This is a genomic window from Nonomuraea soli (genome assembly GCF_013761175.1).
GTDB lineage: Bacteria > Actinomycetota > Actinomycetes > Streptosporangiales > Streptosporangiaceae > Nonomuraea > Nonomuraea soli.
In genome coordinates this window covers 820,088-831,292 of sequence record NZ_JACDUR010000001.1, presented here as the reverse complement: position 1 = coordinate 831,292, position 11,205 = coordinate 820,088, and the positions used below count along the sequence as shown (strand labels likewise).

Annotated in this window: 11 protein-coding genes; 6 read left to right on the top strand and 5 right to left on the bottom strand. The window is 69.6% G+C overall.

Going from position 1 to position 11,205, the window contains the following annotated elements; genetic code table 11:
- Nucleotides 1-6 precede the first annotated feature (6 nt).
- Nucleotides 7-651, bottom strand: a complete 645-nt coding sequence (ctaE, locus tag HNR30_RS03985) for an aa3-type cytochrome oxidase subunit III (RefSeq protein ID WP_181608255.1) — start codon at nucleotides 649-651, stop codon at nucleotides 7-9.
- Between the two features lie 202 nt (nucleotides 652-853).
- Between ctaE and HNR30_RS03980 the strand changes: the two genes are divergently transcribed.
- Nucleotides 854-1,249, top strand: coding sequence for a response regulator transcription factor (locus HNR30_RS03980; RefSeq protein WP_181608934.1), 396 nt, complete (start codon nucleotides 854-856; stop codon nucleotides 1,247-1,249).
- A gap of 290 nt (nucleotides 1,250-1,539) precedes the next feature.
- Entirely contained in the window at nucleotides 1,540-2,589 is a 1,050-nt protein-coding gene (trpD, locus tag HNR30_RS03975) for an anthranilate phosphoribosyltransferase (RefSeq protein ID WP_181608254.1), read from the top strand.
- A gap of 656 nt (nucleotides 2,590-3,245) precedes the next feature.
- Here the strand turns inward: trpD and HNR30_RS03970 are convergent.
- The 4 genes from HNR30_RS03970 to ctaC form a co-directional block, all read right to left on the bottom strand.
- Nucleotides 3,246-4,433: a L,D-transpeptidase gene (locus HNR30_RS03970; protein ID WP_181608253.1), complete on the bottom strand. Its 1,188-nt coding sequence runs from the start codon at nucleotides 4,431-4,433 to the stop codon at nucleotides 3,246-3,248.
- A gap of 136 nt (nucleotides 4,434-4,569) precedes the next feature.
- Nucleotides 4,570-4,983 carry a cytochrome c oxidase subunit 4 gene (locus HNR30_RS03965; protein WP_181608252.1) on the bottom strand — a complete coding sequence of 138 codons (414 nt, stop codon included), beginning with the start codon at nucleotides 4,981-4,983 and terminating at the stop codon, nucleotides 4,570-4,572.
- On the bottom strand, nucleotides 4,983-6,656 hold the full coding sequence (gene ctaD / locus HNR30_RS03960) for an aa3-type cytochrome oxidase subunit I (protein WP_181608251.1): 1,674 nt from the start codon (nucleotides 6,654-6,656) through the stop codon (nucleotides 4,983-4,985). Before ctaD ends, HNR30_RS03965 begins: the two co-directional genes overlap by 1 nt.
- The gene (gene ctaC / locus HNR30_RS03955) at nucleotides 6,653-7,429 is read right to left on the bottom strand and encodes an aa3-type cytochrome oxidase subunit II (RefSeq protein ID WP_246377136.1); all 777 of its coding nucleotides are present in this window, start codon (nucleotides 7,427-7,429) and stop codon (nucleotides 6,653-6,655) included. Before ctaC ends, ctaD begins: the two co-directional genes overlap by 4 nt.
- Before the next feature lie 199 nt (nucleotides 7,430-7,628).
- Here ctaC and HNR30_RS03950 point away from each other — a divergent pair, with 199 nt between their 5' ends.
- From HNR30_RS03950 to HNR30_RS03935, 4 genes are all read left to right on the top strand, one after another.
- The gene (locus HNR30_RS03950) at nucleotides 7,629-8,795 is read left to right on the top strand and encodes a cysteine desulfurase family protein (RefSeq protein ID WP_181608249.1); all 1,167 of its coding nucleotides are present in this window, start codon (nucleotides 7,629-7,631) and stop codon (nucleotides 8,793-8,795) included.
- Entirely contained in the window at nucleotides 8,792-9,037 is a 246-nt protein-coding gene (locus HNR30_RS03945) for a sulfurtransferase TusA family protein (RefSeq protein ID WP_181608248.1), read from the top strand. The genes HNR30_RS03950 and HNR30_RS03945 overlap by 4 nt, the downstream gene beginning before the upstream one ends.
- 73 nt (nucleotides 9,038-9,110) lie before the next feature.
- A complete protein-coding gene (locus HNR30_RS03940) occupies nucleotides 9,111-9,530 on the top strand; it encodes a CBS domain-containing protein (RefSeq protein WP_181608247.1) in 420 nt (139 codons plus the stop codon).
- A 52-nt stretch (nucleotides 9,531-9,582) separates the two neighbouring features.
- Complete coding sequence (locus HNR30_RS03935; protein WP_181608246.1) at nucleotides 9,583-11,202, top strand: serine/threonine protein kinase; 1,620 nt, start codon at nucleotides 9,583-9,585, stop codon at nucleotides 11,200-11,202.
- Nucleotides 11,203-11,205: the final 3 nt, after the last annotated feature.

Genomic DNA, 11,205 nt, shown 5'->3' with positions numbered 1-11,205 from the left:
CCGTCCCTATCGGATGATGTAGATGGTCGCGAAAAGACCGATCCAGACGACGTCGACGAAGTGCCAGTAGTAGGACACGACGATCGCGCTGGTGGCCTGCTCATGCGTGAAGCGCTTCGCGGCGTACGTGCGTCCCAGCATGAACAGGAACGCGATCAGGCCACCGGTCACGTGCAGGCCGTGGAAGCCCGTCGTCAGGTAGAACACCGAGGTGTAGGCGTTCGCGGACAGGGTCGCGCCCTCGTGCGCCAGCTCCATGTACTCGTAGATCTGACCGGCGACGAAGACCGCGCCCATCAGGAAGCTGACGATGTACCAGAAGCGGAGCTTGCCGACCTGTCCCTTCTCCGCGGCCCACACGCCCAGCTGGCACGTCACGGAGGACAGAACCAGGATGATCGTGTTGACCGTCGCGAACGGGATGTTCAGGTGAGCTGTGCCCTCGGTGCCCGCGGGCGGGAGCGAAGGCTCCCACGCGAAGCCCTCGCCGAGGCTCACCGACCGGATGGTGAAGTACATCGCGAACAGCGCCGCGAAGAACATGAGCTCAGAGGACAGCCACACGATCGTCCCCACGCTGACCAGGTTCGGTCTGCGCGACGAGTGTGCTGTCGTCGAAGTTATTGCGGATGCTGTCGCCACGGGCAGCATTATTGCGGTTCCCATGGTCGGGTCGCTTCTCGACCCCCCGATAGTGGCAAGTGAGGTCGCACCAAGCAGGGATAATGGGAATAAATCACCTACCGGTACCGCCACCCTCGGTATCCGACCTGGCACCCCGGTACGATCCTGATGACCAGACAAGCTACGACCGATAGTGAGCCGTGACGTGAGCACCACCGCCGACGACACGATGAAGGTCCTCGTCTACAGCGACGACGCCAACACCAGGGAGAAGGTGCGCCTGGCGATCGGCCGACGTCCCGCCGCGGACCTCCCCCTCGTGGAGATCGTGGAGTGCGCCACCGAGCCCAAGGTCCACCAGTGGCTCGCCTCCGGAGAGATCGACGTGGCCGTCCTCGACGGCGAGACCCAGCCCGCGGGCGGGATGGGCGTCTGCCGCCAGGCCAAGGACGAGGTGTACGACTGCCCGCCGGTGCTGCTGCTCATCGCGCGGCGCGACGACCGGTGGCTGGCCGACTGGTCCAAGGCCGACGCCGTGGTGGCGCAGCCGCTGGAGCCGGTGGCCGTGGCCGACGCCGTGGCCGAGCTGATGCGCAAGCGCACCGCCACCCGCCTGACCGCCTGACCGCACCTGGGCGTACGGCGCGGCGCCCGTGATCCCGCGGGCCGCCTCCCCAGGGCGGCCGGCCCGCAGGGACCAGCCGAAGGCCACAGGACCGGCCGGACCAAGCCCGCCCTACCGCCCGGCGCCTCCAACTGCCGGCCGCCAGACAGACGCCCGACAGACGCCCGGCACATGCCCGACAGACGCCCGACCGACCACCGGCACACGCCCGACAGACGCCCGGCACACGCCCGGCACACGCCCGACAGATGCCCGACAGACGCCCACGACGACGCGAAGTAGGTACTGCGATGGACTCCCGCACCACGTGGCCGGCGCTGCTGTCGGCTCTGCTCGCCGGCGAGCACCTGACGGCCGACGAGACCGCCTGGGCGATGCGCGAGATCATGTCGGGCACCGCGACCCCCGCCCAGATCGCCGGCTTCGCGATCGCGCTGCGCGCCAAGGGCGAGACCGTGGCCGAGGTCACCGGCCTGGCCCGCACCATGCTCGACCTGGCCACGCCGCTGAGCGTCCCCGGCCCGGTCGTCGACGTCGTCGGCACCGGAGGTGACCGCGCCCACACGGTGAACGTCTCCACGATGGCCGCCATCGTGGCCGCCGCCGCGGGCGCGCGCGTGGTCAAGCACGGCAACCGGGCCGCCTCCTCCTCGTGCGGCGCCGCCGACGTGCTGGAGCACCTGGGCATCGTGCTCGACCTGTCCCCCGAGCAGACCGCGCGGGTCGCCCAGGAGGCGGGCATCGCCTTCTGCTTCGCCCCCGTCTACCACCCCGCGCTGCGCTTCGCCGGACCGCCGCGCAAGGAGCTCGGCGTCCCGACGGTCTTCAACTTCCTCGGCCCGCTCACCAATCCCGCCCGCCCGGCCGCCCAGGCCATCGGCGTCTACGACACCGACATGCTGCCGGTCCTCGCGGGCGTCTTCGCCGAGCGCGGCGTCTCGGCGCTGGTGTTCCGCGGCGACGACGGCCTCGACGAGCTGACCATCGCGACCACCTCCACGGTGTGGGTGGTCCGCGACGGGCAGGCCACGCGGACGACGTTCGACCCGGCCGTGCTCGGCATCGCGCGGGCCGACGTGGGGGCGCTGCGCGGGGGCGACGTGACCTTCAACGCGCAGGCGGTGCACGACCTGCTGCGCGGCAAGCACGGGCCGGTGCGCGACGCGGTGCTGCTCAACGCGGCGGCGGCGCTGGTGTCGCTGGAGGGCGCGGGCGACGATCTCGACTCGGCGATGATCGACGGCTACGCGCGGGCCATCCAGGCGGTGGACTCGGGCCGCGCGGCTTCGACGCTCGACCGCTGGATCGAGGTCAGCCGCTCGTTCCGCCCCGCGGGCTGAGCCAGGGCCCTGCAGACGTCGCTGAGCCGATCATCGGGGCGCGGCGGCACCGGGGGTGCGTCCGGCCGCCGGAGGTCGCAGGCGGCCGCATCAGGGCCGCTCAGAGGATTATGGGGCCGCAGCGTCAGGGCCCACGGCAGGGTCGCGGCCTCGACAGCACCGCCTACCGGAATTGCGCGCGGCCACAGCGACAAGGTGACCACGGCGGCCACAGCGACCACGGCGGCACGGCGGCCACAGCGGCCACAGCGGCCGCCCGGCTAATAACGGGCGCGGCTTGTCGCCGGGCTGCGCGTGCTGCCCGGCCACCGCACACCCTCGCCTTCCACCCTGGGGAACGGGCACGCTCACGGCGGGGCGACGCACCCGGGGCGCCGCAGCGGCGGACACCGCCCCGGAGCAGGCCACACCCACCCTCCAAGCGGGTGCGACCCGTTGCCGATTAGCCGTCGCGTCACGGCGCCCGGCCACGCACACCGCAGTGGCGTCTCCCTGGACAGAGCCCGGCCCCGTACGGCGGGCGGGGGTGAGCCCGCGTGCCGTACAAAACGCCCGTCCGTCCGGGGTGAGCCCGCGTGCCGTACGAGACGCCCGTCCGTCCGGGCGGAGCCCCGGTGCCGTGCAGGACGCGCGAACGGGCGCCCGCCGGCGCGTGACTACAGCGTGCCGGTGGGGAAGGACTTGGTGGAGCTCCACTTGAGCCACTGCTTCCAGTCCTCCTGCCAGTGCCCCCAACCGTTGGTCGGCTCCAACTTACGCGGTGTGCCGGTCAACACGATGGGGTCGCCGATCAAAGTGTTTCTAATGAACCACGAGGCGTGACTTGGGCTGACGTTGACGCAGCCGTGACTGACGTTGGCGTAGCCCTGCGACCCGACCGACCAGGGGGCGCTGTGCACGTACTCGCCCGAGTTGGAGATGCGCACCGTGTTGTAGACCGTCTTGCGGTAGTAGCCCGCCTGCCCCGGCCCGATCCCGGGCGAGATCATGATGGTCACCGGCTCGCGCGACATCGCCAGGTGCACGCCGGAGGTCGTGTAGTACTTCCACGCCCCGCCCTGCCCGGCGCTCATGGGGATCTCGCGGATCGCCTTGCCGTTGCGGCGCACGGTCAGGTGGTGGTTGTCGATGTTGCCCTTGGTGATCTGCTCGCGACCGATCTTGAAGTTGAGCACGTGGTCGCGCTTGCCGTACAGGCCGTCGCCGCCGGCGACGCCCGCGAGCCTGGCCTCCAGCCTGACGCGCGTGTGCGCGGGCCAGTAGGTCTTGGGGCGGAAGTCGATGTGCCGGTCGTCGAACCAGTGCCAGGCGCCCTCGACGGGCTTGGAGCTGCGCACGATGAGGTTGCGCTCGACGGCGACGCGGTCGGTGATGTCCCGGCTGAACTCGATCATGATGGGCATGCCGACGCCGACCGTGAGGTCGGTCTCGTCCTTGTTCGGCAGCATGCGCTCGATGTCGAACGTGCGCTCGGCGTCGTCGGTGGTGAAGGTGGTCTTGGTCTCGGTCTTGCGCCCCTGCGGGTTCACCGCGACGGCGGTGACCGTGTAGGTGGTGCCCGGCCTGGCCGTGCGCACGCTGCGCCAGCGGGTGCCGTCGGCGCTCAGGTCGCCGGCCAGTTCCCCGCCCGCCGCCCGGACCTTGACGCTCTGCAGCGTCCCGTCGACCGCCCCGACGGTCACCAGAGCGTCCGTGTCGACGTTGTCCGCCTTGTGCTGCGGGAACACCGTCAGCTTCGCCTCGGCCACCGGCGCCGGGCTGGCCGTTTCGCCGTCCGACGCACTCACCGCCGAGCAGGCGACCATCGAGGACAGGGCCAGCAGCCCGACTGTGCCGCGCACCATGGGAACTCCCCCACCGAAAGATCCAGCTTGTCACCGGGTTATTACCCTAAGTGATCGATTAGCCACATCCGGCGAGTCAAAACAACGAAAAAGCAGCCGGTACGGCGAGGCGTACCGGCTGCTGATCCTCGACTGCTCAGTGGGAGAAGTTCCCCCGGTAGTACTGGAAGACGAAGCCGACCATCGCCATGATCACGAAGGCGGTGCCGATCATGAACATCCACAGGCCCACCGCGAAGCCGGCAAAGGCGAAGGCGGCGGCGAGGCAGACGAACAGCGGCCACCAGCTGCTCGGCGAGAAGAAGCCGATCTCACCGGCGCCCTCGCTGATGTCGGCCTGCTTGTCGTCCTCGGGCTGGTGCCCGATGCGCTTGGCCGTGAACATCAGGTAGTAGCCGATCATGAAGGCGAAGGCCACCGAGATGGCCATCGCCGTCGTGCCGACCGGCTCGCCGACGCCGTTCTCCGCCTTGGTCCAGAACCAGTAGGCGATGTCCGCGGCCGCGAAGAAGACGCCGCAGAGCAGGAACAACCAACCCTGAACCTTCATCAGGCCTCACCCTCGACGGCAGCGACGGGACGCTTGGCGGACACGTGCGGGTAGTGCAGGTCGAACGCGGGGCGCTCGGAGCGGATCTGCGGCAGCGAGGTGAAGTTGTGCCGCGGCGGCGGGCAGGAGGTCGCCCACTCGAGCGAACCGCCGTAACCCCAGGGGTCGTCGACCGTGACCCTCGGCGCCGTCTTCCAGGTCCGCCACACGTTGTAGAGGAACGGGATGGTGGAGGCGCCGAGCAGGAACGCGCCGACCGACGAGAACATGTTCAGCGTGCTGAAGCCGTCGATCACGCTGTAGTCGGCGTAGCGGCGGGAGAAGCCGATCGCGCCGAGCCAGTGCTGCACCAGGAAGGTGGCGTGGAAACCGATGAACAGCAGCCAGAAGTGCAGCTTGCCGAGCTTGTCGTTGAGCATCTTGCCGGTGAACTTGGGCCACCAGAAGTAGAAGCCCGCGAACATCGCGAACACCACGGTGCCGAAGACCACGTAGTGGAAGTGCGCCACGACGAAGTAGGAGTCGGACAGCTGGAAGTCGAGCGGCGGGCTGGCGAGGATGACGCCGGTCAGACCACCGAGGAGGAAGGTGATCAGGAAGCCCACCGAGAACAACATCGGCGACTCGAAGCTCAGATGGCCTCGCCACATCGTGCCGATCCAGTTGAAGAACTTCACACCGGTCGGTACCGCGATGAGGAAGGTCATGAACGCGAAGAACGGCAGCAGCACCTGTCCCGTGGCGTACATGTGGTGCGCCCACACGGTGATCGACAGACCGGCGATCGCGATCGTCGCGCCGACCAGGCCGATGTAGCCGAAGATCGGCTTGCGGCTGAAGACCGGCAGGATCTCCGTGATGATACCGAAGAACGGCAGGGCGATGATGTACACCTCGGGATGCCCGAAGAACCAGAACAGGTGCTGCCAGAGCATCGCACCGCCGGTCTCCGAGGCGAAGATGTGGGTGCCGAGCTTGCGGTCGGCCTCCAGCGCCAGCAGCGCGGCGGCCAGCACCGGGAAGGCCATGAGCACCAGGATGCTGGTGAGCAGGACGTTCCAGGTGAAGATCGACATGCGGAACATCGTCATGCCCGGCGCGCGCATGCAGATGATCGTGGTGATGAAGTTGACCGCGCCGAGGATCGTGCCCAGGCCCGACAGGGCCAGACCCATGATCCACAGGTCGCCGCCGATGCCGGGCGAGTAGATCGCGTCGGACAGCGGGGCGTAGGCGAACCAGCCGAAGCTGGCCGCGCCGCCGGGGGTGAAGAAACCCGAGACGGTGATGATGCCGCCGAACAGGTAGAGCCAGTAGCTGACCATGTTCAGACGCGGGAAGGCCACGTCGGGGGCGCCGATCTGCAGCGGCATGAGCTCGTTGGCGAAGCCCGCGAACAGCGGCGTCGCGAAGAGCAGCAGCATGATCGTGCCGTGCATGGTGAACAGCTGGTTGAACTGCTCGTTGCTGACGAACTGCAGCCCCGGGCCCGCGAGCTCGGCCCGCATCACCAGGGCCATCACGCCGCCGATCAGGAAGAAGATGAACGACGTGATGAGGTACAGGTGACCGATGACCTTGTGGTCGGTCGAGGACAGCCACTTGGCGATGATCTGTCCCTTGGTGACCGGCCGGACACCGGTGGTGCTGATGGGTTCCTGAATGGCGGTCACTGCGAGCTCCCCGCGGCGAGGTTCTGCTCGAATTCCTGCTTCGAGACGAGCTTGACGTTGAAGAGCATCCGGCTGTGGTCGACACCGCACAGCTCGGCGCAACGCCCGGCGTAGACGCCCGGCTTGTTCAGCGTGGTGACCTCGAAGCGGTTCTTCTCCTTGGCGATGCCGGGAATGACGTCGCGCTTGAACAGGAAGGCGGGAACCCAGAACGAGTGGATGACGTCAGGCGACTCGAGCTGGAACTCGACCTTGGTGTCGACCGGCAGGACCAGCTGGGGTCCCTGGGTGTAGTCACTCACCGGCTTGCCCATCACCTGCTTGACCTTGCCACCGGACTCGGTGGTGAAGCGCCAGCTCCACTGGACCGCTTCCACCTTCACCTTGACGGTGGCGTCGTTGTTGACGGCCAGCATGGCGTTCTGGTCGCGCGCGGTGAAGAAGAAGAACACCGACACCATGACCAGCGGCACGAGCGTGTAGAAGATCTCGATCGGCAGGTTGTAGCGCACCTGCGCCGGAAGCGCGGCGGAGTTCTTGCGCTTACGGTGGAAGAAACACGCCCACAGGATCAGGACGATGACCACCGCGCCCGTGGCGAGAGCGGCGATCCAGGCGCCGTCCCACAGATTGCGGACGATGTCGGCCTCGGCCGTGATCCGCCCCTCCGGCGGGAGAAAACCCTCCTGCGCCGACTTGCTCAGGCTCGCGCCCTCATCACCACTACACGCCGTCGCGAGCATAAGCGGCAACGCCAAAGCGGCGGCGCTCATCACTCCACGCCGGGCCCACGGACGCCGCATCGAACGGCGGGTCGGACTCACGGATCGCCTACCCCACAGATGAAGCCCAGGAGTCCCTCCTGGGCGCTCGTATTCCAGTTACTCAAGTCATGCACAGCTGATAGCCAGACACATTAGCGTGCAGGCCCCCCGGCCTCCCGCGCGACCCCTCGATGGGACGATAACTATCGTGGCGTATCTTGACGCGGCCTCCACCGAGCCGCTCCACCCCGCGGCCCGCGAAGCACTCCTGACCACGCTCGACACCGGCTGGGCCGACCCCGCACGGCTCTACGGATCGGCTCGCCGGGCGCGGCTCCTGCTCGATCAGGCCCGCACGGAGATCGCCGAGTCGCTCGGCGCCCGGCCCGACGAGGTGTCGTTCACGGCCTCCGGCACCCAGGCCGTCCACCTCGGCGTGCTGGGCGCTCTCGGCGGGCGCCGCCGGGTCGGCTCCCGCGTGGTCGCCGGCGCCGTCGAACACTCCAGCGTCCTGCACGCGGCCACGCTCGGATCCGCGACGACGCCCGCCACGGCACCCGCGACGGCGTCCGGCTCGCCGGGGCTGGTGACCGTCCCCGTGTCGCTCACCGGCCGCGTCGACCTGGCCGCGTTCGCCGCGGCCGTGTCCGCCGAGGGCACCGCGCTGGCCTGCCTCCAGACGGCCAACCACGAGGTCGGCACGCTCCAGCCTGTCGCCGAGGCGGCGGCCGCGTGCCGTACGGCAGGCGTGCCCCTGCTGGTCGACGCCTGCCAGACCGCGGGGCGGCTGCCCGTCCCCGATGGCTGGTCGGTGCTCGCCGCCAGCGCCCACAAGTGGGGCGGCCCGTCGGGCGTCGGGGTGCTGGCCGTGCGCAAGGGCACCCGCTTCCGCTCCGCCCTGCCCGAGGACGAGCGTGAGCGCGGCCGGGTGCCCGGCTTCGTGAACGTCCCCGCCATCGTCGCCTCCGCCGCCGCCCTGCGCGCCTCGCTCGCCGAGGCCGAGGCCGAGAACGCCCGGCTGTCGGCCCTGGTCGACCTCGTCAGGCGCCGGGTCCCGGAGCTCGTGCCCGACGTGGAGGTCATCGGCGACCCGGTCGAGCGGGCCCCGCACATCGTCACGTTCTCGTGCCTGTACGTCGACGGCGAGGTGCTGCTGACCGAGCTCGACCGGCTCGGATTCGCCGTTTCGTCGGGCAGTTCATGCACCGCTAGTACGCTACGTCCATCGCACGTTCTGGAGGCGATGGGGGTGCTCACCCACGGCAACGTCCGGGTCTCGCTGCCGCGAGGCGCGCAGGCCGCCGATGTGGAGCGTTTCCTGACCGTTCTTCCCGACGTGGTGCGCAGGATCCGCCTAGACGCAGGAGTCGCATGAGTTCGCCGGTTCAGCCCGCTCTGACGATCGACGCGCTCGGGAAGAAGTGCCCGATCCCGATCATCATGCTGGCCGAGCAGATCAATGCGGTGCCGCTCAACGCCGTGGTCGCCGTGCTCGCCGACGACCCGGCGGCCTACACGGACGTGCCGGCGTGGTGCAGGCTGAAGTCGCATCCGCATGTTGGAACGTATGAACTGCCGCAGGGCGGGTGGGCCATCCACGTGCGGCGGAATTACTGAGCCCTCCGTTGCGGTCCGGACGAAATGGGTAAATCAACCTCGGAACATCATCGACATTCCGGGGGAGAATCCGATGAGCGAGACCGCTCGCGATCTGATGAGCTCGGGCGTGGAGTGCATCCCGTCCCACGAGACGCTCGACCGCGCGGCGCAGATGATGCGCGACCACGGGGTCGGCGCGCTGCCGATCTGCGGACCTGACGACCGGCTCCAGGGCATCATCACCGACCGCGACATCGTGGTGAAGTGCATCGCCGAGGGCAAGGACCCGTCGAAGGTCACCGCCGCGGACCTGGCCACCGGCCTGGTGTGGGTGCCGGCCGACGCCACGGTTCAGGAGGCGCTCACGCGGATGCAGGAGAACCAGATCCGCCGGCTCCCGGTCATCGAGGATCACCGGATCATCGGCATGATCAGCGAGGCCGATCTGGCCAAGCACCTGCCGGACGACCAGCTCGCCGACTTCGTGCACCGGATCTACGCGGGCGCCTGACACTCCTTCGACGGGGATACGATCATCCCCAGTCGAGGGAGTTGGAGGCGATGTGCCCAGCTTACGGCCATTGCTGCCGGAAGATCCGCCCAGCGTGGGGCCGTACCAGGTGCACGCCCGGCTCGGCTCCGGCGGCCAGGGCACGGTGTTCGCGGCGCGGGGGTCCGACGGGGCCTCCGTCGCCGTGAAGCTGCTCGACCCGCCACTCGACGGCGCCCGCGACCGCTTCCTCGACGAGGTCGAGACCGCCAAGCGGGTGGCGCCGTTCTGCACGGCCCAGGTGCTCGACTCGGGCTTCCACGGCTCCCGGCCGTACATCGTCAGCGAGTTCGTCGACGGGCCGTCGCTGCAGGAGTCGGTCCGCGACTCCGGCCCGCGCGGAGCGGGGGCGTTGCAGCGGCTGGCCATCAACACAGTGACCGCGCTGGCGGGCATCCACGCGGCGGACGTGATCCATCTGGATTTCAAGCCGGGCAACGTGGTGCTCAGCCCTGACGGGCCGGTGGTGATCGATTTCGGCATCGCCCGCGCCGTGGACCTGACGCGGTCCTCGATCAGCAGCCAGATCGTCGGGACGCCTGCCTACATGGCTCCCGAGCAGTTCGCGGGCGGGCCCGTGGGAGCGGCGGCGGATCTGTTCGCCTGGGCGGCCACCATGGTCTACGCGGCCACCGGGCGGCACGCCTTTCCCGGGGAACGGATTCCGGCGCTCATGCACTCGATCGTGTACGGCGAGCCGGATCTGGGCACGCTGGAGGATCCGCTGCGGGGGATCCTGCTGGAGTGCCTGGCCAAGGATGCGAGCCTGCGGCCCTCGGCGGCGTCGGTCGCCGAGCGCCTGCGCGCGCTGCCTGCCCCGGCCTGGCAGGCGACAGTGGAGTCGGCCCGACCGCCCGCATCAACGGCACGTCCGCCCGCTGGACCGGCACACCCACCCGCCTTGACGGACCGTCCGCCCGCCGTTCAAGCACACCCGCCCGCCGTACCGGCACGGCCCACGCAGCCGTCACCGGCCGTGCAGGCCTCGGCGCCCGGCCACCACCCGCGGCGGCTTCGGCGGCGGCTGGCGTGGGCCGGGGCGGTCGTCCTCGTCGCGACCGCGGGAACCGGCTACGCCCTGTGGCCCTCCGATCCGATAACCGTGCCCCCGGCGTCGGCGGCCACCACGACCCCGTCCCCGACCCTCAACCCGGTCTCCCCCAGCCCCACCACGACCCCGGCCCACCGTGACCGGCAACGCCAGGAGCCCGGCAAGCGCAAGACCGCCGCCCCGACGAGCCCGGCACGCTCGCCCAAGGGCGACACCAACCCAGGACCGACCGCCCAGACCACGAAGGCCGCGGTCCAGCCCGAGCCCACCCCGGACAGGACCACGGCCAGGCCGAGCTCGAAGCCGAGCAGCAAGCCCAGCACCAAACCGACCGCCACCCAGTCCCCCGTGCCCACCTCCGAGCCGAAGGCGGCCGAGAGCGGGACGCTGGTATGGGCGGACGCCGAGGCGTTCTGCGCCGCCAAGGGAGGCACGGCCGCCGGGTCGTGGTACAACCTGTCCTGCATCACCTCGGGCATGGACTTCTACAGCCCGCACCAGGTGTGCCAGTGGAAGTACCCCGGCACGACGGCCGGTGTGCCGACCGGGACCCAGGGGTCGGTCGACTGCAGGAAGAGCTAGCGG

Bases quoted from the DNA above. Each gene is read 5' to 3' on its own strand.
- HNR30_RS03980 (WP_181608934.1), top strand. From the start codon at position 854: ATGAAGGTCCTCGTCTACAGCGACGACGCCAACACCAGGGAGAAGGTG.
- HNR30_RS03940 (WP_181608247.1), top strand. From the start codon at position 9,111: ATGAGCGAGACCGCTCGCGATCTGATGAGCTCGGGCGTGGAGTGCATC.
- trpD (WP_181608254.1), top strand. From the start codon at position 1,540: ATGGACTCCCGCACCACGTGGCCGGCGCTGCTGTCGGCTCTGCTCGCC.
- HNR30_RS03945 (WP_181608248.1), top strand. From the start codon at position 8,792: ATGAGTTCGCCGGTTCAGCCCGCTCTGACGATCGACGCGCTCGGGAAG.
- HNR30_RS03965 (WP_181608252.1), bottom strand. From the start codon at position 4,983: ATGAAGGTTCAGGGTTGGTTGTTCCTGCTCTGCGGCGTCTTCTTCGCG.
- ctaE (WP_181608255.1), bottom strand. From the start codon at position 651: ATGCTGCCCGTGGCGACAGCATCCGCAATAACTTCGACGACAGCACAC.
- HNR30_RS03970 (WP_181608253.1), bottom strand. From the start codon at position 4,433: ATGGTGCGCGGCACAGTCGGGCTGCTGGCCCTGTCCTCGATGGTCGCC.
- ctaC (WP_246377136.1), bottom strand. From the start codon at position 7,429: ATGAGCGCCGCCGCTTTGGCGTTGCCGCTTATGCTCGCGACGGCGTGT.